The sequence below is a fragment of the Comamonas faecalis genome, from assembly GCF_039538025.1.
Classification (GTDB): Bacteria; Pseudomonadota; Gammaproteobacteria; order Burkholderiales; family Burkholderiaceae_C; genus Comamonas_C; species Comamonas_C faecalis.
Genome location: NZ_BAABBP010000002.1, coordinates 1 through 21,767 on the forward strand (window position 1 = coordinate 1; position 21,767 = coordinate 21,767).

A 21,767-nucleotide genomic window follows, 5' to 3' on the forward strand; every position below is an offset into this window, starting at 1 on the left:
ATCAGCGAAGCCTTGTAGTGTACATCAGCTTTTACACCTCTTGCAACCACCGAAGAACTTTTTATTCGCCCTCCTCTTCAACCACCCGCAACAGCTACCCAAAAGAGAAGCGCCACAAGCAGCGAAGAGGGTGAATCATAACACAGGGTTTTTACTGATTCTGAAGAAGTTGCAGAAATCTGCGGCCTTGCAGGGTGCAACCAGCAGGCCACGATAATTTGAGTCATGGCCTTGATCACTCTACTCAATGCGCAGCTGGCCTTTGGTCATGTTGCCCTGCTCGACCACGCCGACTTTTCCCTGGAGAGCAATGAACGCGTCGGCCTGATTGGGCGCAACGGCGCCGGCAAATCGTCTCTGCTGAAGATTCTGGGCGGGCTGATCCATGCCGACGATGGTGCGCTGCAGTTGCAAGCGGGCGTGCGCATCGCCTTTGTCGCGCAGGAGCCCGACCTGGATGCCTCGCACACCGTGTTCCAGGCGGCGTCGCAAGGACTGACCGAAGCGGCGACTCTGCGCGAGCAGTATTTGTCAGGCGCACCAGGGCTGGATCTGGATGCCCTGCAGTCGCGCATCGAGGCGCTGGATGCCTGGAACTGGGAGCAGCGCGTGCAGGAGACCTTGCAACGGCTGCACCTGGATGGCGAGGCGCTGGTGGGCAGCCTGTCGGGCGGCACGAAGAAGCGCGTGGCCCTGGCGCAGGCTCTGGTGGCCAAGCCGGACGTGCTGCTGCTCGACGAGCCGACCAACCACCTGGATCTGGATTCGATCCAATGGCTGGAAGAGTTGTTGCTGTCGTTCAAAGGCTCCGTGGTGACGATCACGCACGACCGGGTCTTTCTGGATCGCGTCGCCACGCGCATCATCGAGCTCGACCGCGGGCAGTTGCGCTCCTACCCGGGCAATTTCTCGCAATACCAGCAACTCAAGGACGAGCAGCTGCAGCAGGAGGCGGTCATCAACGCCAAGGCGGACAAGCTGCTGGCACAGGAAGAAGTCTGGATCCGCAAGGGTGTTGAGGCCCGGCGCACGCGCAGCGTCAGCCGCATCGAGCGCCTCAAGCAGCTGCGGGCCGACCGCGAGACACGGCGCGCGGCGCTGGGCAGCGTGCAGATGGAGATTGCCTCGGGCAAGTCGGGCAGCTACCAGGGCAAGATCGTTGCCGAGCTCACGCAGGTCAGCAAATTCTTTGGCGAGCGCTGCATCGTGCGCGACTTCAGCGCCACGATTTTGCGCGGCGACAAAGTGGGGCTGATCGGCCCCAACGGCGCGGGCAAGACGACGCTGCTCAAACTGATCCTGGGCGAGTTGCAGCCTGACAGCGGCCAGGTGCGCCTGGGCAGCAATCTGCAGATTGCCTATTTCGACCAGATGCGCGCGCAGATCGACCTGGATGCGACGCTTGAGGACTTCATCAGCCCGGGCAGCGAGTGGATCGAAATCGGCAACAGCAAGAAGCACGTCAAGAGCTATCTGCAGGACTTCCTCTTCTCGCCGGCGCGGGCGCATTCGCCGGTGCGCTCGCTGTCGGGTGGCGAACGCAACCGCCTGCTGCTGGCCCGCCTGTTCGCCCGGCCGGCCAATGTGCTGGTGCTCGACGAGCCGACCAACGACCTGGACATCGACACGCTGGAGTTGCTCGAAGACCTGCTGCAGCAGTACGACGGCACGGTGTTCCTGGTCAGCCACGACCGCGCCTTTCTTGACAACGTGGTCACCAGCACCATTGCCTTCGAGGGCGACGGCCTGTGGCGCGAATACGAAGGCAGCGTGCAGGACTGGCTCACCCAGTCGCAGCGCAGCCAGGCCCTGCAGGCAGAGCAGGCCACAGCCAAAGCGCCGCCTGCCAAAACCGCGGCGCAGCCCAGGGAGGACAGGCCCGCCAGCGCGCCACGGCGCAAGCTCAGCTACAAGGAGCAGCGCGAACTGGATCAACTGCCCGCGCAGATCGAGGCGCTGGAGGGCGAGCAGGCGCAGCTGCGCGAGGAGCTGGCCGACCCGCAGATCTACGCACGCGACAACGCCCGGGCGCTGCAGCTGCATGCACGCGACTCCGAGATCGAAGCAGCGCTGATGGTCGCGCTGGAGCGCTGGGAAGAGCTCGGCAGCGTCTGATCAGATGCGGTGGCGCACCTCACCGCCAGCCGCGCGCAACCGGCCCAGCAAAGCCGGCGCGATCTGAACCAGCGGCAGCACCTCGTCGGCCGCGCCGTGGGCGATGGCTTCGCGTGGCATGCCGAAGACGATGCAGCTGGCCTCGTCCTGCACGTAGTTGTAGCTGCCAGCGTTGCGCATCTCAAGCATCGCGGCCGCGCCGTCGGCGCCCATGCCGGTCAGCATGACGCCGTAGGCGTTGCGCCCGATCACCGCGGCAGCTGACTTGAACAGTACCTCGACCGAGGGCTTGTGACGGTTGACCGGCGGGTCGTCGTTCACCACCGCGACATAGTTGGCACCGCTGCGCGCGATGGCGAACTGTTTGCCGCCGGGCGCGATGTAGGCGTGGCCCGGCAGGATGCGCTCGCCATTGACAGCCTCCTTGACCGTGATCTGGCACAGGCTGTTCAGCCGCGCGGCAAAGCTGGTGGTGAACCCGGGCGGCATGTGCTGCGTGATGACGATAGCGGGTGCATCGGCCGGCAAATGCGTGAGAACCTCGCGGATCGCCTCGGTGCCGCCGGTCGACGCGCCGATGCAGATGATTTTCTCGGTCGACAACCGCCCGATCAGCCCGACGGGCGCGGGCGCCAGCGCCGTGGGCGACTCGGCGCCCGGGTGCGTGATGCCGGCGGCACTGCGCACCGGCACGCGGCGCACATGAGCGCTGGCTGCCACGCGGATCTTCTCGACGATCTGGCTCGCCAGCTCGTTGAGGCCATTGGCCAGCCCGACGCGGGGCTTGGCGACGAAGTCGACCGCACCGAGTTCGAGCGCGCGCATCGTCACCTCGGCGCCGCGCTCGGTCAGCGTGGAGATCATCACCACCGGCATCGGCCGCAGACGCATCAGGCGCCCGAGGAAGTCGATGCCGTCCATGCGCGGCATCTCCACGTCCAGCGTGATCACGTCGGGATTCATCTCGCGGATCATCTCGCGTGCGATCAACGGATCGTTGGCCGTGCCGATGCACTCCATGTCGCCCTGGCGGTTGATGATCTCGGCCAGCAGGCTGCGCACCAGCGCCGAATCGTCAACCACGATGACCCGGATCTTGCCCTTCATATCGCTTGTTTCCCTCTGTCTAGGTGCATCAGAACAAATCGACCGACCCGCCGCTGGTGGCGCGCGCCACCGTCGCCGCGTTGCCACGCGCCTCCTGCGCCATCGTCTCCGGATGGGCGTGGGCCAGGCGCTTGACCATGGCCTTGCCCGTCACCGGAAAGTAGACGACCTTGCGTGGGTGAATGTCGAGCACATCCTCGGCAATGATGGGAATGCGCTCGGTCGCCAGGTAGTCCTGGACGAAGCGCGTGTTGCGCTCGCCCACGTTCATCGTCGTGAAGTTGGCCATGACGGCGCCGCCACCGAATATTTTGGCCTGCAACGTCTCGCGGCGCGCACCCAACTTCATCATTTCGTTGATGAGCAGCTCCATCGCATACGAGCCATAACGCCCCGATGTGTCGCTGCTGTCGCCCTCGGGCAGCATGAAGTGGTTCATGCCGCCCACGCGCATGCGGCTGTCCCACAGGCAAGCGGCAATGCACGAGCCGAGCACCGTCATGATCACCATGTTCTGGTTGGCGACGAAATACTCGCCCGGCAAAATCTTGACCGCGTTGTGCTGGAAGTGGTGGTCAAAGAAAAAGAACGACGCCTCGCCCGGGTGGCGCGGCTGGGTCTTGAGCTCCTGCAGCGTCATGTCGCGCACCGGCGGCAGCTGCTGCGCACTCTCCCAGCTCACGGGCGCAATGCGGGGCGCGCGCCGACGCTCCGCCGCGTGGCCTGCGGCCGGCGCCGCGTTCGGTGGGATGAATGCGGTGCTCATCGTTCTGCCTCAGCTTCCTACGCGCTCGTACACGGTCTTGCCCCGCAGCACGAACAGGTCGCGCGAGTCGGTGAAGTTCTCGGCATGGCCGACGAACAGCATTCCGCCGGGCTTGAGCACCTTGTGAATGCGCTCGAGCACGCGCCGCTGCGTGGGCGCGTCAAAGTAAATCATCACGTTGCGGCAAAACACCACGTCAAACGGCTCGCGAAACGGCCAATCGTCGCGGATCAGGTTGACTTGCAGAAAGTCGATCGGCTTGCGCAGCTCGGGGCGCACGCGCGCCAGCCCCGCGTTGGCACCCTTGCCTCGCAGAAAAAAACGCTTGAGCCGATCCTGCCCCAGGCCCTTGAGGTTGTCGCCACGGTAGATGCCGCGCGCGGCGGTCTCCAGCACGCGCGAGTCGATGTCGCTGGCCGCCAGCTTGAACGCGGCGCTGGTGTTCAGTGATTCAAGCGCCGTCATCACGATGGAGTACGGCTCCTCGCCCGTCGACGCGGCGTTGCACCACACGCTCCACGGCCCCGCCGGGCGCGTGCGCAGCAGGTCGGCAAACACCTCGAAGTGGTGATGCTCGCGAAAGAATGCGGTCAGGTTGGTCGTCAGCGCGTTGATGAATTCCTGCCACTCCGGCCCGTCGCTGCCCTCCAGCCAGCCCAGATAGTCCTGAAAGCTGGTGTAGCCGGTCTCGCGCAGGCGGCGCGACAGGCGGCTGTAGACCATAGCGTGCTTGCCGTCGTGCAGGCTGATGCCCGCGCGCTGGTAGATCAGCTTTTGCACGCGCGAGAAGTCGGCGCCTGACCAGGCGAACTCGCGCTCCTGCACGGCTGCGGCACTGCCCTGCTCTTCGCTGGCGCGCGCCATGGCCTGGCGCACCGGACGGCGGACTGCGGCGCTCACGCCGGCCTCCCGTTCAGCGGCGCGGCGGCGCATGCCGGCGGCAACAGGGGTGGGCACTGCGTCACAGATCGGTCGCCGCCAGCCCCATGTCGGCGCCCGACATGAGTTTTTCGATGTCCAGCAGGATCAGCATGCGCTCGCCCACCGAGCCCAGCCCGCGGATGCAATGCGGGTCGATCGCGCTCTCGATGTCGGGCGCGCTGCGCTCCTGCTCGCTGGATAGCTCCAGCACGTCGCTGACCGAGTCGACCACGATGCCGACGACGCGGCTCTTGAGGTTCAGGATGATGACCACGGTGAAGCTGTCGTACTCGGCCTTGGCGCAGGCAAAGCGCAGCCGCATGTCGACGATGGGCACGATGGTGCCGCGCAAATTCGTCACGCCCTTGATGAAGGCCGGGGCGTGCGCGATGCGCGTGGGCGGCTCGTAGCCGCGAATCTCCTGCACCTTCAGGATATCGATGCCGTATTCCTCCTCGCCCAGGCGGAAGGTCAGGTACTCGCGCGCACCGGCCGCCACGGCTTCCCTGTCAATCACTGCACTCATGCTCTCACTCCTTGTGGCGGGTTGTTCAACGCGTGCGGCGCACCAGTGCGCCGATGTCCAGGATCAGCGCCACGGTGCCGTCTCCCAGAATGGTGGCGCCCGATACGTTGGGCACCTTGCGGTAGTTCGACTCCAGGTTCTTGACGACCACCTGGTGCTGGCCCAGCAACTCGTCGACCAGCAGCGCCACGCGGCTGCCCTCGGCCTCGACGACGACCATGATGGTGCTGTCGATCCGCGCGTCCGGGCGCGGCACCTGGAAGATTTTCTCCAGCGCAGCCACTGGCATGTACTCCTCGCGCACCTTCACCAGCTGAGCGCCCTGCGCCACGGTGTTGATGTCGCCGGGGTTGACCTGGAAGGACTCGACCACCGAGGACAGCGGCAGGATGTAGACCTCGTCGCCCACCGACACCGACATGCCGTCCATGATGGCCAGCGTCAGCGGCAGGCGCACCGACACGCGCATGCCCACGCCCTCGACCGAATCGATCTCGACCGAGCCGTTGAGCGCGGCGATGTTCTTCTTGACCACGTCCATGCCCACGCCGCGGCCCGACACGTCGGTGACCACCTCGGCCGTGGAGAAGCCCGGCGCCAGGATCAGATTCCAGACCTCGCTGTCCGGCATGGCGTCGGACACCTCCAGTCCGCGCTCACGCGCCTTCTTCAGTATCTTCTCGCGCGACAGGCCCTTGCCGTCGTCGCGCACCTCGATGACGATGGAGCCGCCCTGGTGCGAGGCCGACAGGGTGAGCGTGCCGTGCTCGCTCTTGCCCGCGGCCAGGCGCTCGGCGGGCGACTCGATGCCGTGGTCGCAGCTGTTGCGCACCAGGTGGGTGAGCGGGTCGGTGATCTTCTCGACCAGGCTCTTGTCCAGCTCGGTCGCCTCGCCGTAGGTGACGAAGTCGACCTTCTTGCCCAGCTTGCCCGCCAGGTCGCGCAGCATGCGCGGGAAGCGGCTGAACACGGTGGACATCGGAATCATGCGGATCGACATGACCGACTCCTGCAGGTCGCGCGTGTTGCGATCCAGGTCGGCCAGGCCGGCGAGCAGTTGTTGGTAGAGGCCGGGATCCAGGTCGCGGCTGTTCTGCGCCAGCATGGCCTGGGTGATGACGAGCTCGCCGACCAGGTTGATCAGCTGGTCGACCTTGCTGACCGACACGCGCAGCGTGGTCGACTCCATCGACGCGGCTGCCGCCCCCCGTGCGGGCGCACGCGTTGCCGCTGCGACCGGTGCCGGAGCGCCAGCTGATTCCTGAGGCGCGCCGGGCGCGCCCTGGAAGAAGCCGTAGGGCTCGGCGCCCTCGGGTGCTGGCGCTGCGGGTGGCGAGGTTGGCACCGGCAGCGGCTGCACCACATCCGCCGCGGGCCCGGCGCCCGCTGCATGAATGGCCACCTGCTCCTTGGCGACGTGGAAGACGAACAGGTCGAGCAGATCCGCGTCCGACGACGTCGTGCTCACCGCAAAGCGGCGCATGCCGGCGCACGCGTCGGGCAAGTCGTCAATCGTCCCCAGGCCGGGAATATCGCGAAACAGCTCCTTGATCGCGTCGGCCACCTCGGGCTGGGCCAGCGGGCCGACGTGGATTTCCAGCGCGCGCTCGCCGCCGGGCTGCGCCGGCGCTGCGGCCTGGGGCGCGGGCTGCGGCTGCGGCTGCGGCTGCGGCGTTGCGGCGGGTGCCGGCTCGGCCTGCGGCTCGGCCATCATGGGCTGGCCCGCGGCCATCGCGTCCGCCAGCGGGCCGGCGGCCAGCACCGCAATGCGCTGCACCAGATCGGCCGTGGGCAGGGCCTCGCCCTCTCCGCCGGCCTGGTGGCGCGCCAGCAGGCTGCGCGAGGCGTCGGCCGACTCCAGCAGCACGTCAACCATCTCGGGGAGCATCTGCAGCTCATGGCGGCGCAGGCGGTCGAGCAGCGACTCCATCTTGTGCGTCAGCTCGGCCACGTCGGCAAAGCCAAAGGTGGCCGAGCCGCCTTTGATCGAGTGCGCGCAGCGAAAAATCGCGTTGAGATCCTCGTCGCTGGGCGCCTGCACGTCCAGGCTGAGCAGGGTCTGCTCCATCTGATCCAGGTTCTCGGCCGCTTCCTCGAAGAAGATGCCGTAGAACTGGCTCAGGTCGAAGTCCGCTGCCGCACTCTCTTGATCGGTCATCGCCATGGTCTGGCTTCCCTTTGATAAATAGTGTGTTGTCGCTGCGTTCAGCGAATGACTTTCTGGATGACCTCGATCAGCCGCACCGGATCGAAGGGCTTGACCAGCCAGCCGGTGGCTCCGGCGCTGCGCCCGGCCTGCTTCATCTGGTCGCTGGACTCGGTCGTCAGAATCAGGATGGGCGTGCTTTTGTAGCGCGGGTGCTCGCGCAGCTTGCGCGTCAGGCCGATGCCGTCCAGGCGCGGCATGTTCTGGTCGGCCAGCACCAGGTTGATGTCGTGCGTCTGCGCCTTCTCGTAGGCATCCTGGCCATCGACCGCCTCCACCACGTGGTAGCCGGCGCTCGACAGCGTGAACGTGACCATCTTCCGCATGGACGGAGAGTCATCGACTGCAAGAATGGACTGCATGTAAAAGCTCCAATTTCTTCAAATCTGCCAAGGTGGTGCGCTCATCGTCACCGCGTCAGAACAGCTCGATCGAGCCGGCCTGCATCTCGCTTTGCGTTACCGGGTTGGGCCGATTGGGCGCCAGGTCGTCCAGGTCGGCGCCCTGCTCGCCCTCGTCCAGGCCCAGCACCTGCTCACCCAGCTGCATCGCACAAGCCTGCAGCACCTTGCCGGTGTGCGTCACCAGCTGGGTTGCCATGTCGTGAAACTGCAACTCGGTCACCGCATCGCGCAGCGCCAAGCGCAGCATGGCCAGCGCCGGATCGGCGTCGACCAGGGCGTCGGGCAGCGCGCCGTCGGCCTCGCCAAAGCGTGCGATCAGGTTGTCCGTGGCATGGTTGAGCAGCCCTTGCAGCCGGTGCAGGTCGTGCATGGCCGTCAGCAGCGCATCCTGCAGCTCGGCAGCGACCATGACGGGCAGCGCCACCGTAGGCGGCGCATGCGGCGTGTCGTGCTCTGGCTCCATGGTTTCTCCGTCCTTGCCACTGTCAATACGAGATCGGCCAAGATAGGCGGCCTGGGCGACTGCGCAGTCCAATCGGCCTATTTGTTCCAATATGTATCCTATGATACCAATTCCTATTGTTTCTCATGATGGAAACCCCATGACGCCCCCTGTGCGAATCCTGCACCTGGAGGATTCGCCCGCCGACCACCGGCTCGTTGCGTTGACCCTGCGCCGCTGGGGGCGCGCTTTTGTATTGCGCCAGGTCGACAGCCTGGCCCAGCTGCAGCAGGGGCTGGACAGCGAGCCCTGCGACGTGGTGCTGGCCGACTACCGCCTGCCCGGCTTCACCGCGCTGGACGCCTGGACACTGGTGCAAGAGCGCGCGCAGCATCCGCCGATGGTGTTGCTGTCGGGCGCCATTGGCGAGGCCGCCGCAGTGGACGCGATGCGCCTGGGTTTTGCCGACTACCTGCTCAAGGACGACATGGCGCGCCTGCCGCACGTGCTCGAACGCGCCATCGAGGTGCACGAGGCGCGGCGCGCGCGCGAGCTGGCGGCGGCCGAGCTGGCCGCGTCCGAGCAGCGCCTGGCCGAACTGGCCGAGCACCTGCAGACCAGCATCGAGGAAGAGCGTGCGGCGATGGCGCGCGAGGTGCACGACGACATCGGCGGCGCGCTGGCCGCGGTGCGCTTCGACCTGGCCTGGATTGCGCGCCACGCACCCGCAGGCAGCGGGCTGGACAGCCACGCCGGCACGGCCAACGAGATGCTGCAGCACGCCATCGATGCCAGCCAGCGCATCATGCTCAACCTGCGCCCGCCGGTGCTCGACCAGGGGCTGGCCGCCGCGGTGCAGTGGCTGGCGCAGTCGTTCGAGCGGCGCACCGGCATGGCGGTGCAGCTGCACTGCGCCGCGCTGTCGCAGCCACTGGCACCGGCGCTGCAGCTGGTGGCCTACCGCACCGCGCAAGAGGCGCTGACCAATGTTCACAAGCATGCGCAGGCCCGCCAGGTGCGCATCGAGCTGTCCGACCACGAGGGCGTGCTGACGCTGGAGGTGAGCGACGACGGCCGCGGCATCGCCCCCGGGACGCTGAAAAAGCCCCGCTCCTTCGGCCTGCTGGGCCTGGCCGAGCGCGCACGCCGCGCCGGCGGCTGGCTGGACGTGAGCAGCCAGCCGGGCCGGGGCACGAGCATCATCGTGTCGCTGCCGCTCACCGCCGGGCCGCTGGGCGCGGGATCAATCGAAGAACTGGAGGCCGCGCCATGAGCGAGACCATTCGCGTCGTGCTGTGCGACGACCACGCGGTGCTGCGCCGCGGCATCCGCGACACGCTCAGCGACGCACCCGACGTCGAGGTGACCGGCGAGGCCGGCAGCTACCCCGAGCTGCGCGAGGTGCTGCGCACCGCCGCCTGCGACGTGCTGCTGCTGGACCTGAACCTGCCCGGGCGCAGCGGCCTGGAGGTGCTGGCCAGCCTCAAGGAGACACACCCGGCCATCAAGGTGCTGATCGTCTCGATGTACCCCGAAGACCAGTACGCGCTGCGCTGCATCCGCGCCGGCGCGCAGGGCTACGCCAACAAGGCGGGCGACCCGCTGCTGCTGATCGACGCGGTGCACACGCTGATGCAGGGGCGCAAATACCTGACGCCCGAGGTCGCGCAGCTGCTGGCCGACAGCCTGGCGCAGCCAGTGGCCGAGCTGCCGCACGAGCAGCTGTCCGAACGCGAGCTGCAGACGCTGGTGAAGATCGCCTCGGGCAGGCGCCTGTCCGACATTGCCGAGGAGCTGATGCTCAGCCCCAAGACCGTGAGCGTGTACCGCGCCCGCGTGCTGGAGAAGCTCAAGCTGTCGAACAACGCCGAGCTGACGGTGTACGCCATACGCAACCAGCTGGTGTAAGCGCATCGCCATCACCCCTGAAAAATGTCGATGGCGCGCTCCAGCAGCGCCATCAGCGGTTGTTCGAGCAGCGGCAGCGTGGCGGCAATGCCCAGCAGGCCGACGCTGATCGTCACCGGAAAGCCCACGGCAAAGATGTTCATCTGCGGCGCCACGCGCGAGATGAAACCCAGCGTCAGGTTGACGAACAAGAGCAGCGCAATCATCGGCAACGCAATCCACAGCGCGCTGGCGAACAGCGCGCCGCCCAGCTCGTGCAGGCGCATGTGCATGACGGCGTCGATGAAATGCCCGTCCAGCGGAAAGCGCCTGAAGCTCTCGATCACGGCCAGCAGCACCATCAGATGGCCGTTGATCACGACGAACAGCAGCATCGCCAGGTTGCCGAAGAAGCGCGCCACCGTGCTTTTCTGCGAATTGCTCATCGGGTCGAAGAACGATGCGAAGTTCAGGCCCATCTGCAGGCCGACGGTCTCGCCCGCCATCTCGATGGCGACGAACACCAGGCGCACCGCAAAGCCGATCGCCAGGCCCACGCCCACCTGCTGCACCACCACGCCATAGGCCTCGCGGCTGTTCATGCCAATGACCGGCTGCTCGGGCAGCGCCGCCTGGGCGCTCAGGGCCACCAGAAACGCCAGCCCGACCCGCGTGCGCAGCGGAATGGCGCGGGTGGAGAACACCGGCGCCGCGCTGAACATGGCCAGCACGCGCAGAAACGGCCACAGCACCGGCGAGACCCAGGCCATCAGCTGCGCTTCGGTGAAGGTGAGCATGTGCCGCGCTTCCCCGTTTCTCAGCTGACCACCGCCGGAATGGCTTCGAGCGTGCGGCGCAGGTAGTCGACCAGCGTCGTGACGATCCACGGCCCGGCAATCGCGAACACCACGACGGCGGCGACCAGCTTGGGCACGAAGGCCAGCGTCGCCTCGTGGATCTGCGTCACGGCCTGGAAGATGCTCACCGCCAGGCCCACGACCAGCACCGTGCCGAGGATGGGCAGCGCCACCATCAACAGCAGCGCCAGCGCGTCGCGCCCCTGCGTCAGAACGAACTGGGCCGTCATAGGGAGAAACTCGCCGCCAGCGAGCCGATCAACAGGTTCCAGCCGTCGGCCAGCACGAACAGCATCAGCTTGAACGGCAGCGCCACCAGCACCGGAGACAGCATCATCATCCCCAGCGACATCAGGATGGAGGCGACCACCATGTCGATGACCAGGAACGGAATGAAGACCATGAAGCCAATCTGGAACGCGCTCTTGAGCTCGCTGGTGACGAAGGCCGGCACCAGCACGCGCAGCGGCGCGGTCTCGGCGGTCTGCTCGGCGGGCAGCCGCGCCAGGCGGGCAAACAGCATGAAGTCGCTCTGGCGCGTCTGCTTGAGCATGAAGCCGCGCATCGGCACCTCGGCCCGGTCCAGCGCCTGCTCGAAAGTGATCGTGTTGGCGCTATAGGGCTGGTAGGCATCCTGATAAACCTTGTCCAGCGTCGGCCCCATGACGAACAGCGTGAGAAACAGCGACAGGCCGATGATCACCTGGTTGGGCGGCGCCGACTGCGTGCCCAGCGCCTGGCGGATCAGCGACAGCACGATGACGATGCGCGTGAAGCTGGTCATCAAAAGCAGCACCGCCGGCAGGAACGACAACGCGGTGAAGAACAGCAACGTCTGGATGGGCACCGAATAGCTGGTGCCCTGCGGCCCCGCGCCAATCACCAGCGGCAGCGACGCCCCCGCTGCGGCCGCTGCCTGCGACTGCGCCAGCGCCGCGGGCGCGGCCAGCAGCGCCAGCGCGGCGCCCGCGCCGGCCAGCGCGCAGCGCCGCCAGAAATTTCTCGTCATGACGGTCATGACCGGCTCACACCAAGGACGCCGAGACGCCCTGCGCCTGCGCCGCCTGCTGCATCTGCGGCGGCTGCTGCTGCCCGCTCATCGCGTCGGCAAACGACGGCGCAGACAGCACATGCAGGCAGCTGACCTGCTGCGCGGTCACGCCCAGCACCAGCACGGTGCGCTGGCCCGCAACGCCCACCTCGACGGTGACCACGCGTTGCTGCGCGCCGACGGCCACGCCCGAGAGCACGCGCAGGTCAGCCGCCGCAGCCCCGCCCTGGCGCACCAGGCCACGCTGCTGCAGCCGGCGGATCAGCCAGGGCAGCGCCGCCAGCGCGGCAATGAACAGCGCCACCAGCGCCAGCGTCTGGCCCCACACGGCATTACCCTCGGCTGACACGGCGCAGGCGCTCCGAAGGGGTGACCACGTCGGTCAGGCGGATGCCGAACTTGTCGTTGACCACGACCACCTCGCCCTGAGCGATCAGGTAGCCGTTGACCAGCACGTCCATCGGCTCGCCGGCCAGCGCGTCGAGCTCGACGATCGAGCCCTGCGCCAGCTGCAGGATGTATTTGATCGGCACCTTGGTGCGCCCCAGCTCCACCGACAGCTGCACCGGAATGTCCAGCACCATGTTGATGTCATGCACGCCCGGGTCGTGCGCGGCCGACGACGGCGGCACGTGCGCGCCCGACAGCGGCCCGCCCTGCTCGGCCTCGAAGGCGTCGCCCGCGCCGTCGGCGCTTTTCTGCTCCTCCAGCGCCTCGGCCCAGTCGGCAAACGGGTCGTCCGCCGCGGCGCTGGCGCCCTCCTGCCCTGCATCCGCCATCGCGTCCTCGGGCATTTGCTCGTCGGTTTCATTGGCCATGGTTTTCTCCCAACCAGCCCGCGTCGTTCTTGCGCAGGCACTGTTCAACGCGCAAGGCGTATTTGGAATTGTGGGTGCCGTACTGGCACTCGAAGACCGGCACGCCGCCGATCGCCGCGCGCACGCGCTGCGGGCGCTCCAGCTCGATGAAGTCGCCCGGGCGCATCGCCAGCAGCTGCTCGACGGTGGCGTCCGCGCGCGCCAGCTCCGCCACCAGCGTCACCTCGGCGGCCTGGATCTCGCGCGTCAGCACCTTGACCCAGCGGCGGTCGACCTCGATCGCGTCGCCCTGCATGGCCGAATACAGCACGTCGCGGATCGGCTCCAGCGTCGCGTACGGCATGCAGATGTGGATGGCGCCGGCCAGGTCGCCGATCTCCAGCTGAAACGCCGTGGAAACCACGATCTCGCTGGGCGTGGCGATGTTGGCGAACTGCGGCTGCATCTCCGAGCGCTGGTAGGACAGCTCCAGCGGATAAATGCCCTGCCAGGCCTTCTTGTATTCCTCGGTGATCACGTCGATCAGGCGCTTGATCACGCGCTGCTCGGTGGCCGAGAAGTCGCGCCCCTCGATGCGCGTCTGGAACTTGCCCACGCCGCCGTACAGCGTGTCGATGATGCCGAACACCAGCGAGGGCTCGCACACGATCAGGCCGCTGCCGCGCAGCGGGCGGATCGCGACGATGTTGAAATTGGTCGGCACCACCAGCTCGCGCAGAAACGCGCTGTAGCGCTGCACCGATACCGCGCCCACCGAAATCTCGGGGCTGCGGCGGATGAAGTTGAACAGGCCGACGCGGAAGTTGCGGGCAAAGCGCTCGTTGACGATCTCCATCGTCGGCATGCGCCCACGCACGATGCGCTCCTGGCTGGAGATGTCGTAGTCGCGCACCGAGCCCGCTTCGATCTCCTCCTGCACGCGCTTCTGGCTCTCGCCGGTCACGCCCTCCAGCAGGGCGTCGACCTCTTCCTGCGACAAAAAGGCTTCACTCATGGTGCAAGTCTCCTGGCTGCTGATCCGTCACGGCGCGCTCACTGGATGATGAAACTGGAGAACAGCACGGCAATCACCGGATTGCTGTCGCGGCGCGCGCGCGGCGCGTCGAAGTCATCGTCATCGTCGAAGTCGTCCTCGTCCTGGCGCGCCTTGGCCTTGCGTGGCTTTGAAACGCGGTAACCCAGCGGCTGCGAGACCGCGCGGCGCACCTCCAGCGCCAGCGCCTCCTTGCCCTCGCGCGTGAGCAGTTCGTCGGCGGTGCGCTGCGACACCAGCATCAGCACGCCGGAGCGGATCGTGGGCATGAAATTCTTGACCTGCTCGGCCGTCTTGGCGTCGGCCAGCTCCAGCGTGATGCCGATCTGCGCAAAGCGGTCGCCGCCCGGGTCGGCCAGGTTGACCACCATGTTGTCCATCGGCAAGTAAGTGGGCGGCTGCTTGGCCGCCGCCGCGGCCGCCGGGCGCTGGGGCGCGTCCTCGTCGCCGTAGGCGTTGCGCTGCGCCAGGAAGAACCAGGCCGCGCCCAGCACCGCCACCAGCAGCACGGCAAAGACCACCAGGACGATGAAGAGCTTCTTGTTCTTGGCAGGCGCGGGTTTGGGATCTGACACGTTGGTGCTTTCCAGTGGGACAGAGATGCGCGGCAACCGGTGGGCCACACGCCCGGAAACCATCCGGACGTTTGCGCTGTTGGGCCATTATTGGCCGCGCCGGCGGTCGGCAATCGCAAGAATAAAACGGCAAAACCCGCGCATTCCGGCACTCCGGCCGCCCAGCGCTGAAAGTGGATTCATCGCGGCGAGGGCGCCGCTCCCACAGCCTCGCCGCGATCCTCCGATCAGACGAACAGGTCGACGCGCCGCTCGCCCGTCACCGCACGCCGTGTCGGCGGCACACCGGCATCGTCAACGCCGGCCGGCGCCACGCGCAGCGTCTGGCGCTGCGGCGCGCCGTCCGCGCCGCGCCCGCCCTGCGCATCACCCCGGCCCTGCTGCGCCTGCGCGCCCACCGACAGGCCTGCCAGCTCCAGCCCCTGGCCCTGCAGCAAGGCGCGCAGCTCGGCGGCGCTGGCCTGCAGGGCGTCGCGCGCGCCGGCGTCGTCGCTCAGAAAGCGCACATGCGCGGCGTCGCCGTCCAGCGTCACCTTGATTTGCAGCGCCTGCGCGTCGCGCCCCAGCGTCAGCTCGGCGTTCTGCAGCTTCTGGTGCACCCAGAAGGTCGCCTGCTGCGCCAGTTGGTCGGCCAGTTGGTCGGCAAAGGCCTCGTCGGGCGCGCCAGCCGGCGTGGGCTCGGCGCTGGCCTCGGTGCCTTCGTGCGTTTGCGCACCGGCCACCACGGGCGCGGCGCCGGCCTCGCCCGCCGCACCCATGCCGCCCTGGCCGGCCGGGCGCGCCGCGGGCAGGCCGGCGGCATTGGCCATATCGGCCGTGGCCAGCGGGGGCGGTGCCTCGGCCGCATCGGCGGCCGGTAGGGCTGCGTGCTCCTGGGAGCGCGCGCCCGCGCCCAGGCCGGCTGCGCCACCCGCCGGTGCGGCTGCGGTGGCTGCGTTGCCGGCATCGGCGGCATTGGTGGCCTGGACCGTCGCGCCCTGCGCCGGGGCGGGCAGCCGGCGGCCGTGCCGCGCCCGCCCGCCGGGCGCCGGGCCGCAGCGCTGTTGCCCGGGCCGTCGGCCACATCGGCAGCGCCGTCGATCTGCGCGGTCTGCGCCTGCAGCGAGCCTTCGGCGTGCCGCCCCCAGCCTGCCAGCGCCGCCAGCGTGGCGGCCAGGCCGGCGTCCGGCCCCGAGGCATCGGCCGGCAACTGCGGCGCAAAAGGCGATGCGCCACCCACAACGGCGTCCTCGCTGCCTGCCTGCCAGGCCATGCCAACGCCGTCGTCCGCGCCGGCGCCCAGCGCGGCCAGCAATTGGGCAAAGCCGCCCTGCGGCGCGGCGGCGCCCGCCTGGTCGTCGCGCGCCTGGGCGCTGCGCGTGCCCTGGCTGCGCTCGCTGCGCGGGGGCTGTGCCTCGCGCGGTGCGGGGCTGCTGATGCGGGCGGTGTCGGCCATGGTCAATCCTCCATCAGGTGCAGCGGGTCGTTGTCCCGCCGCGCAAAGAGCGCGCTGGCGCGCTCGTCGGTTTCCTTCTGCTCGCGCCGTTGCTGCGCGCGTTCCCCATCCTTGCGCCGCTGCTCCAGCACCTTGCGCAGGCTGGCCAGGCGCAGCTCGGCGGCGCGCAGCGCTGCCTGCGCCTGCATCACGCGCAGCTCCTGGTTCTGCACCACCTTGGCCTGCAGGCCCATGGCGTGCTCCAGCCGCGCCATGAAGGCGTAGTGGTGGCGCATCACCTCGGGCTGCACGCGGGCGTTCTCGTGCAGGCCCCAGCGCCGCTCGGTCTCTTGCGCATAGCCCTGCAGCTGCTCGAACTGCGCCTGCGCCGCCTGCAGCAGGCCCTGCTGGCCATGCAGCTGCTGGCGCGCGCCGTCGCGCTGGCGCCCGGCCAGGTCGACCGCGACTTCGAAGGCGTGCAGCGATGCCATGGCTCAAGCCCCTACTGCGGCGCCTGCAGCACGCTGGCCATCTGGGAGACGCAGCCGGCCAGCGGTGCGGCCTCGCGCATGCCCTGCTGCAAGAATGCCTGCAGGCCGGGCTGCAGCGCAATGGCTTCGTCGAGCTGCGGGTCGGAGCCGCTCATATAGGCGCCGACCTGGATCAGGTCGCGGCTTTTCTGGTAACGCGAGTACAGCGCGCGAAAACGCCGCGCCAGGTCGAAATGCTCGGGCGAGACGACGTTGAACATCACGCGCGAGGCCGACTGCTCGATGTCGATGGCCGGGTAATGCCCGCCCTCGGCCAGCGCGCGCGACAGCACGATGTGGCCGTCCAGGATGGCGCGCGCGTTGTCGGCGATCGGATCCTGCTGGTCGTCGCCCTCGGACAGCACGGTATAGAAGGCGGTGATCGAGCCGACGCCGTTCAGGCCGTTGCCGCTCCTCTCGACCAGCGCCGGCAGCTTGGCAAAGCAGCTGGGCGGATAGCCCTTGGTGGCCGGCGGCTCGCCAATGGCCAGCGCAATCTCGCGCTGCGCCATCGCGTAGCGGGTGAGCGAATCCATCAGCAACAGCACGTGCCGGCCCTGGTCGCGAAAGTATTCGGCCACCGCGGTGGCGTAGTTGGCGCCCTGCATGCGCAAGAGCGGCGGCGCGTCGGCCGGCGCCGCGACGACGACGGCGCGCCCGCGGTCCTGCGCACCCAGGATGTCCTCGACGAACTCCTTGACCTCGCGCCCGCGCTCGCCGATCAGGCCGACGACGATGACGTCCGCCTGGGTGTAGCGCGCCATCATGCCGAGCAGCACCGACTTGCCCACGCCCGAGCCGGCGAACAGCCCCAGCCGCTGGCCGCGCCCGACGGTGAGCAGCGCATTGATGGCGCGCACGCCGGTGTCCATGGCCTGGCGCACCGGCTCGCGCTCCATGGCGTTGATCGGCTCGCGGCTCAAAGGCCGCGCGGCGACGCCCTGCAGCGCGCCGGCGTGGTCCAGCGGCTGGCCCTGCGCGTCGACCACGCGCCCGAGCAGGCCGTCGCCAATCGGCAGGCGCAGCACGCCGGCAGCGGCGCCCTCGTCCGCATCCACGTCCTGCGGCTCGCCCAGGCGCAGCGGCGGCACATAGGCCTCGGCCTGGGTGACGCTGGCGCCGCTGGACAGGCCCTGGATGTCGCCCGCGGGCATCAGGTAGGCCTGGTCGCCGGCAAAGCCGACCACCTCGGCCAGCACCGGCTCCTCGCCCGCCATGCGCACCTGGCACTGGGCACCCACCGGCGCGCGCAGGCCCTGCGCCTGCAGCACCAGCCCGGTCAGGCGCGACAGCGTGCCGTGCGCCGGCAGCGGCAGGTCGCGCGCCACGCGCTGGCGCGCCTGCGCCACCAGCGTGCTCCAGGCGGCGGCGTCTTCAATGGCCATTGCCCGCCTCCTTCCAGACCGAGCTCAGGCCCAGCGCGGCAATCGCGCGGCGCCAGCGCTGGGCCAGCGTGCCATCGATGCGCATGCCGGCCGACTCGACGTGGCAGTCGCCGGGCGCCACCTCGGCGTCGGCCAGCCACTGGATGCGGCTGCCGCCGAACTGCGCGCGCAGCGCGGGCTCCAGCACCTCCCAGTCCTGCGGGTTCAGGCGCACCGCGGCCGGGCGCGACTCGCCCACCAGCATGTCCAGCGCCTCGCGCACCACGGGCAGCACGGCCTGGGGGTTGCCCTGCACCTGCTGGCGCACCACCTGGCGGGCAATGTCCAGCGCCAGGTCGAGCAGGTCGCCCGCCATGCGCTGTTGCAGGCCGGCAAAGCTTTCTTCGAGCTGCTGCACCAGCTGCGCCAGCTGTTGCGCGCTCTCGCGCCCCTGGCCGGCCACGTGATCGTCCAGGCGCTGGCGCCACTGCTGCTCGGCCTGGGCGATGCCCTCGGCCAGGCCGTCGGCGTGGCCCTGCGCGCGCGCCTGCGCCAGCAGCTGCTGCAGCTGCGCGTCGCTGATCGCGGGGGGGGCGGCCTCGGCGACGGGTTCGGGCTCGGGCATGGGCTGCGGCTCGGGCGGCGTGATGACGGGGCCGCCCAGGCCGGCGTCGCCGCCGGTGCCCACCGCGCCGAATTCCCAGCGCGTGACCTCGGCGATCTCCTCGCTCGGAATGAAGCGGGTGTAGTAGCGCGTGGAGGAGTTGCTCATGGCCGGTCGCTATCAAACGAACGCATCGTCTCCGCCTCCCGACAGCGCAATCTGGCCCTCGTCGGCCAGGCGGCGCACGGTCTTCAAGATTTCCTTTTGCTGCGCCTCGACCTCGGACAGGCGGATCGGCCCGCGCGACTCCAGGTCTTCGCGCAGCGCATCGGCCGCTCGGGTGGACATGTTGCCCAGGAATTTCTCGCGCAGCTCGGGCTGCGCGGCCTTGAGCGCAATGACCAGCGTCTCGCTGGCCACCTCGCGCAACACGGTCTGGATGGAGCGGTCGTCGAGCTTCATCACGTCGTCGAATACGAACATCTTGTCCATGATCTTCTGCGCCAGGTCGACGTCGAAGTTGCGGATGTTGTCCAGCACCACCGCATCCATGCCGCCGCCCAGCAGGTTGATGATCTCGGCCGCCGACTTGACGCCGCCCAGCGAGCTCTTGCGGATCTTGTCGCCGCCGGCCAGCACCTTGAACAGCACCTCGTTCAAGTCCTTGAGCGCCGTCGGCTGTATGCCCTCCAGCGTGGCGATGCGCAGCAAGATCTCGCTGCGCTGGCGGTCGGTGAGGTGCGACAGAATGCCCGAGGCCTGGTCCGCATCCAGGTGCACCAGGATGGCCGCGACGATTTGCGGGTGCTCGTTGCGCAGCAGCTCGGCCACCGACAGCGGGTCCATCCATTTCAGGCTCTCGATGCCCGAGACGTCGCCGCCCTGCAGGATGCGGTCGATGAGCAGCGCCGCCTTGTCGTCGCCCAGCGCCAGCTTGAGCACCGAGCGCACGTAGTTGCTGGTGTCGGACACCAGCAGGCTTTGCGCCGCGGCCACGTCGGTGAAGCGCTGCACGATCTCGTCGACCTCCCCCTTGGAGACGGTGCGCATGCGCGCAATCGTCTCGCCCAGCTTTTGCACCTCCTTGGGCGAGAAGTGCTTGAAGACCTCGGCGGCCTCCTGCTCGCCCAGCGACATGAGAAAGATGGCGGCGTCTTTCAGGCCTTGTTCATCCATGGCAGGCTCGTACGCGGTGGTTGGGGGCCGGGCTCATTCGCCGTTGACCCAGGTTTTCAGGATGTTGGCCACGGCCAGCGGGTTCTCGCGCGCCAGCTTGCGCGCGTCCTCCAGGCGCATCTGCTCGGTCGTGGGCTGCAGGTCCTGCGCCTGCTGCGGCGCGGGCAGGCCCGGGCGCTGCAGGTCTTCGGACTCGATGGCGCTGAGCGTGGCGCCGGGCAGCGGCAGGCCGGCGGCCGCTGCCGCCTCGGCCTGCGCCACGCGCTCGGCCCTGCGCAGGTTGCGCGCCTTGAGCGCGGGCCGCGCCAGGCCCAGCAGCAGCAGCGCCACCGCCAGCGACACCCCCACCGGCCAGCCCAGCGTGCGCGACATTTCCAGCACCTCGGGCTGCTTCCACAGCGGCAGCTCCTCGACCGGCGTGGGCACGTGCTCGACCAGGAAGGGCGTGTTCATCAGGTTGACCGAGTCGCCGCGCTCGGCGTTGAAGCCGATCGTCTCGCGCACCAGCGCGGTCATCTGCTCGATCTGCGCAGCCGACAGCGCCTGCGGCGCGGCGGGCTTGCCCTCCTCGGCCACACCGGGCAGGTAGTTGACCAGCACCGCCGCCGTCATGCGCTTGACCGCCGGGCTGCCGCCGCGCGTCACGCGCGTGGTCTTGTCCACCTCGTAATTGGTCACCATCTCGCGCCCGCCGGCGCGCCCGCCCGCGCCCTGCACCTGTTGGCCATTGACCGCGCCCGGTGGCGGATTGGCGCCGTTGATCGGTGCGCTGGACAGCTGCGGCGGCTGGTTGCTCACCGCGCCGGGCACGCCCGCCGGCGGCTGGCTGCCGGCCTGCGCGCCGGTCTCGACGATTTGCTGGCTGCGCACCGCGCTCGCGTCGGGCGCCAGGTTGGGGCGGTGCTGCTCCTGCGTCTGCTCGCTCTGGCTGAAGTCCACCTCGGCGCTGACCTGCGCCTTGACGTTGTTCTTGCCCACCACCGGTTCGAGCAGCGCGAGAATGCGCCGCGCATACTCCTGCTCCAGGTGCTCGACATAGGCGCGCTGCTTGAGATCGACCTCGCCGTCGCCACTGCCGCCATTCGGCGATTGCGACAGCAGCTTGCCCGTGTCGTCGAGCACGCTGACCGCCGACGGCACCATCTCGGGCACGCTGGACGCCACCAGGTGCACGATGCCCGCCAGCTGCGCGCCATCGAGCATGCGGCCCGGATACAGGCTGAGCAGCACCGACGCCGAGGGCTTTTGCTGCTCGCGGAAAAACCCGTTCTGGTTGGGCAGCGCCAGGTGCACGCGCGCGCTCTGCACCGACGCCAGCTCCATGATCGAGCGCGTCAGCTCACCCTCCAGCCCGCGCTGGAAGTTCAGCCGCTCCTGGAACTGCGTCACGCCGAACTTGGGGTTCTCGGTCAGCTCGAACCCCGCCACCGACCCCTTGGGCAGGCCCTGCGTGGCCAGGCGCAGGCGCACGTCGTGCACGCGCGCGGCCGGCACCAGAATCGCGCCGCCGCCCTCGGTGTACTTGTAGGGCACGCCCATCTGCGCCAGCTGCGCGACGATGGCGCCGCCGTCCTTGTCGCCCAGCCCGGCAAACAGCACGCGGTAGTCGGGCTGGCGCGTGAAGAAGAACGCCGCGGCAACACCGGCCACCACCAGCGCCAGCATCGCCCCCCAGCGCAGGCGCGTCGCGCGGTCCATGGCGGCAAGGCGCTGCTGCAGCGTCGGCGCAGCGGCAGCGGCGGGCGGGGCAACAGTGACTTCGGCAACGGCGGTGGACATCGGTTCTTCCATGGTCGGCAAACGCCAGGCAACAAGGCGGCGGTGCAGCGATTATTGAAGGCGTGCCGCGCCGCCGGTGCCCCGATAAGCCGCGGCTTTGGCCATTTATTCACCGCGCTGCGCCACCGCCCGCGCGCCTACGATTGCGCCACCTTCCCCCCACCGCCCCGCAACGCCCCCACCCGCCACCGA

Annotated in this window: 23 protein-coding genes; 3 read left to right on the forward strand and 20 right to left on the reverse strand. The window is 68.7% G+C overall.

All coding sequences use genetic code 11. From position 1 onward, the window contains the following. The first annotated feature begins 225 nt into the window (after nt 1–225). The gene (locus tag ABD767_RS01130; protein WP_103045967.1) at nt 226–2,115 is read left to right on the forward strand and encodes an ATP-binding cassette domain-containing protein; all 1,890 of its coding nucleotides are present in this window, start codon (nt 226–228) and stop codon (nt 2,113–2,115) included. Here ABD767_RS01130 and ABD767_RS01135 read toward each other — a convergent pair whose 3' ends face one another. From ABD767_RS01135 to ABD767_RS01165, 7 genes are all read right to left on the reverse strand, one after another. Continuing rightward, entirely contained in the window at nt 2,116–3,222 is a 1,107-nt protein-coding gene (locus ABD767_RS01135; RefSeq protein ID WP_103045966.1) for a chemotaxis-specific protein-glutamate methyltransferase CheB, read from the reverse strand. Nucleotides 3,223–3,250: 28 nt separating this feature from the next. After that, on the reverse strand, nt 3,251–3,988 hold the full coding sequence (cheD, locus tag ABD767_RS01140) for a chemoreceptor glutamine deamidase CheD (protein ID WP_103045965.1): 738 nt from the start codon (nt 3,986–3,988) through the stop codon (nt 3,251–3,253). A 9-nt stretch (nt 3,989–3,997) separates the two neighbouring features. Further along, the gene (locus tag ABD767_RS01145) at nt 3,998–4,852 is read right to left on the reverse strand and encodes a CheR family methyltransferase (protein ID WP_103045971.1); all 855 of its coding nucleotides are present in this window, start codon (nt 4,850–4,852) and stop codon (nt 3,998–4,000) included. Nucleotides 4,853–4,949: 97 nt separating this feature from the next. After that, nucleotides 4,950–5,435, reverse strand: coding sequence for a chemotaxis protein CheW (locus ABD767_RS01150; protein ID WP_103045964.1), 486 nt, complete (start codon nt 5,433–5,435; stop codon nt 4,950–4,952). 25 nt (nt 5,436–5,460) lie between these two features. Further along, the gene (locus ABD767_RS01155; RefSeq protein WP_103045963.1) at nt 5,461–7,599 is read right to left on the reverse strand and encodes a chemotaxis protein CheW; all 2,139 of its coding nucleotides are present in this window, start codon (nt 7,597–7,599) and stop codon (nt 5,461–5,463) included. 41 nt (nt 7,600–7,640) lie between these two features. Continuing rightward, nucleotides 7,641–8,003, reverse strand: a complete 363-nt coding sequence (locus ABD767_RS01160) for a response regulator (RefSeq protein WP_103045962.1) — start codon at nt 8,001–8,003, stop codon at nt 7,641–7,643. A 55-nt stretch (nt 8,004–8,058) separates the two neighbouring features. Further along, entirely contained in the window at nt 8,059–8,508 is a 450-nt protein-coding gene (locus ABD767_RS01165) for a hypothetical protein (protein WP_103045961.1), read from the reverse strand. 100 nt (nt 8,509–8,608) lie between these two features. Between ABD767_RS01165 and ABD767_RS01170 the strand changes: the two genes are divergently transcribed. Beyond that, nucleotides 8,609–9,760 (forward strand): hybrid sensor histidine kinase/response regulator, encoded by a 1,152-nt coding sequence (locus ABD767_RS01170; RefSeq protein WP_103045960.1) that lies wholly within the window; start codon nt 8,609–8,611, stop codon nt 9,758–9,760. Beyond that, nucleotides 9,757–10,395, forward strand: a complete 639-nt coding sequence (locus tag ABD767_RS01175; RefSeq protein ID WP_103045959.1) for a response regulator — start codon at nt 9,757–9,759, stop codon at nt 10,393–10,395. The genes ABD767_RS01170 and ABD767_RS01175 overlap by 4 nt, the downstream gene beginning before the upstream one ends. Before the next feature lie 11 nt (nt 10,396–10,406). Here ABD767_RS01175 and fliR read toward each other — a convergent pair whose 3' ends face one another. From fliR to fliF, 13 genes are all read right to left on the reverse strand, one after another. Further along, nucleotides 10,407–11,171 carry a flagellar biosynthetic protein FliR gene (gene fliR / locus ABD767_RS01180; protein WP_103045958.1) on the reverse strand — a complete coding sequence of 255 codons (765 nt, stop codon included), beginning with the start codon at nt 11,169–11,171 and terminating at the stop codon, nt 10,407–10,409. A 20-nt stretch (nt 11,172–11,191) separates the two neighbouring features. After that, nucleotides 11,192–11,461 carry a flagellar biosynthesis protein FliQ gene (gene fliQ / locus ABD767_RS01185; protein WP_103045957.1) on the reverse strand — a complete coding sequence of 90 codons (270 nt, stop codon included), beginning with the start codon at nt 11,459–11,461 and terminating at the stop codon, nt 11,192–11,194. After that, nucleotides 11,458–12,240: a flagellar type III secretion system pore protein FliP gene (fliP, locus tag ABD767_RS01190; RefSeq protein ID WP_103045970.1), complete on the reverse strand. Its 783-nt coding sequence runs from the start codon at nt 12,238–12,240 to the stop codon at nt 11,458–11,460. Before fliP ends, fliQ begins: the two co-directional genes overlap by 4 nt. A gap of 16 nt (nt 12,241–12,256) precedes the next feature. Beyond that, nucleotides 12,257–12,631 (reverse strand): flagellar biosynthetic protein FliO, encoded by a 375-nt coding sequence (locus ABD767_RS01195; RefSeq protein WP_103045956.1) that lies wholly within the window; start codon nt 12,629–12,631, stop codon nt 12,257–12,259. Then, a complete protein-coding gene (fliN, locus tag ABD767_RS01200; RefSeq protein WP_425549883.1) occupies nt 12,615–13,061 on the reverse strand; it encodes a flagellar motor switch protein FliN in 447 nt (148 codons plus the stop codon). The genes ABD767_RS01195 and fliN overlap by 17 nt, the downstream gene beginning before the upstream one ends. 28 nt (nt 13,062–13,089) lie before the next feature. Beyond that, entirely contained in the window at nt 13,090–14,094 is a 1,005-nt protein-coding gene (gene fliM, locus ABD767_RS01205) for a flagellar motor switch protein FliM (protein ID WP_103045955.1), read from the reverse strand. 38 nt (nt 14,095–14,132) lie between these two features. Next, a complete protein-coding gene (locus tag ABD767_RS01210) occupies nt 14,133–14,708 on the reverse strand; it encodes a flagellar basal body-associated FliL family protein (RefSeq protein WP_103045968.1) in 576 nt (191 codons plus the stop codon). A gap of 227 nt (nt 14,709–14,935) precedes the next feature. Then, nucleotides 14,936–15,517, reverse strand: coding sequence for a flagellar hook-length control protein FliK (locus ABD767_RS01215; protein WP_344867775.1), 582 nt, complete (start codon nt 15,515–15,517; stop codon nt 14,936–14,938). 628 nt (nt 15,518–16,145) lie between these two features. After that, entirely contained in the window at nt 16,146–16,613 is a 468-nt protein-coding gene (locus tag ABD767_RS01220) for a flagellar FliJ family protein (protein ID WP_103046457.1), read from the reverse strand. Between the two features lie 11 nt (nt 16,614–16,624). Beyond that, the gene (gene fliI, locus ABD767_RS01225; protein ID WP_103046458.1) at nt 16,625–18,037 is read right to left on the reverse strand and encodes a flagellar protein export ATPase FliI; all 1,413 of its coding nucleotides are present in this window, start codon (nt 18,035–18,037) and stop codon (nt 16,625–16,627) included. Next, nucleotides 18,027–18,788: a FliH/SctL family protein gene (locus ABD767_RS01230; RefSeq protein WP_103046459.1), complete on the reverse strand. Its 762-nt coding sequence runs from the start codon at nt 18,786–18,788 to the stop codon at nt 18,027–18,029. The genes fliI and ABD767_RS01230 overlap by 11 nt, the downstream gene beginning before the upstream one ends. A 12-nt stretch (nt 18,789–18,800) precedes the next feature. Beyond that, nucleotides 18,801–19,796 (reverse strand): flagellar motor switch protein FliG, encoded by a 996-nt coding sequence (gene fliG, locus ABD767_RS01235; protein ID WP_103046460.1) that lies wholly within the window; start codon nt 19,794–19,796, stop codon nt 18,801–18,803. Nucleotides 19,797–19,829: 33 nt separating this feature from the next. Beyond that, entirely contained in the window at nt 19,830–21,575 is a 1,746-nt protein-coding gene (gene fliF, locus ABD767_RS01240) for a flagellar basal-body MS-ring/collar protein FliF (RefSeq protein ID WP_344867779.1), read from the reverse strand. Nucleotides 21,576–21,767 lie beyond the last annotated feature (192 nt).

Coding starts and splice junctions, on each gene's coding strand:
- ABD767_RS01130 (WP_103045967.1), top strand. CDS start 226: ATGGCCTTGATCACTCTACTCAATGCGCAGCTGGCCTTTGGTCATGTT.
- ABD767_RS01135 (WP_103045966.1), bottom strand. CDS start 3,222: ATGAAGGGCAAGATCCGGGTCATCGTGGTTGACGATTCGGCGCTGGTG.
- cheD (WP_103045965.1), bottom strand. CDS start 3,988: ATGAGCACCGCATTCATCCCACCGAACGCGGCGCCGGCCGCAGGCCAC.
- ABD767_RS01145 (WP_103045971.1), bottom strand. CDS start 4,852: ATGGCGCGCGCCAGCGAAGAGCAGGGCAGTGCCGCAGCCGTGCAGGAG.
- ABD767_RS01150 (WP_103045964.1), bottom strand. CDS start 5,435: ATGAGTGCAGTGATTGACAGGGAAGCCGTGGCGGCCGGTGCGCGCGAG.
- ABD767_RS01155 (WP_103045963.1), bottom strand. CDS start 7,599: ATGGCGATGACCGATCAAGAGAGTGCGGCAGCGGACTTCGACCTGAGC.
- ABD767_RS01160 (WP_103045962.1), bottom strand. CDS start 8,003: ATGCAGTCCATTCTTGCAGTCGATGACTCTCCGTCCATGCGGAAGATG.
- ABD767_RS01165 (WP_103045961.1), bottom strand. CDS start 8,508: ATGGAGCCAGAGCACGACACGCCGCATGCGCCGCCTACGGTGGCGCTG.
- ABD767_RS01170 (WP_103045960.1), top strand. CDS start 8,609: ATGATACCAATTCCTATTGTTTCTCATGATGGAAACCCCATGACGCCC.
- ABD767_RS01175 (WP_103045959.1), top strand. CDS start 9,757: ATGAGCGAGACCATTCGCGTCGTGCTGTGCGACGACCACGCGGTGCTG.
- fliR (WP_103045958.1), bottom strand. CDS start 11,171: ATGCTCACCTTCACCGAAGCGCAGCTGATGGCCTGGGTCTCGCCGGTG.
- fliQ (WP_103045957.1), bottom strand. CDS start 11,461: ATGACGGCCCAGTTCGTTCTGACGCAGGGGCGCGACGCGCTGGCGCTG.
- fliP (WP_103045970.1), bottom strand. CDS start 12,240: ATGACGAGAAATTTCTGGCGGCGCTGCGCGCTGGCCGGCGCGGGCGCC.
- fliN (WP_425549883.1), bottom strand. CDS start 13,061: ATGGCGGATGCAGGGCAGGAGGGCGCCAGCGCCGCGGCGGACGACCCG.
- fliM (WP_103045955.1), bottom strand. CDS start 14,094: ATGAGTGAAGCCTTTTTGTCGCAGGAAGAGGTCGACGCCCTGCTGGAG.
- ABD767_RS01215 (WP_344867775.1), bottom strand. CDS start 15,517: ATGGCCAATGCCGCCGGCCTGCCCGCGGCGCGCCCGGCCGGCCAGGGC.
- ABD767_RS01220 (WP_103046457.1), bottom strand. CDS start 16,613: ATGGCATCGCTGCACGCCTTCGAAGTCGCGGTCGACCTGGCCGGGCGC.
- fliI (WP_103046458.1), bottom strand. CDS start 18,037: ATGGCCATTGAAGACGCCGCCGCCTGGAGCACGCTGGTGGCGCAGGCG.
- ABD767_RS01230 (WP_103046459.1), bottom strand. CDS start 18,788: ATGAGCAACTCCTCCACGCGCTACTACACCCGCTTCATTCCGAGCGAG.
- fliG (WP_103046460.1), bottom strand. CDS start 19,796: ATGGATGAACAAGGCCTGAAAGACGCCGCCATCTTTCTCATGTCGCTG.
- fliF (WP_344867779.1), bottom strand. CDS start 21,575: ATGTCCACCGCCGTTGCCGAAGTCACTGTTGCCCCGCCCGCCGCTGCC.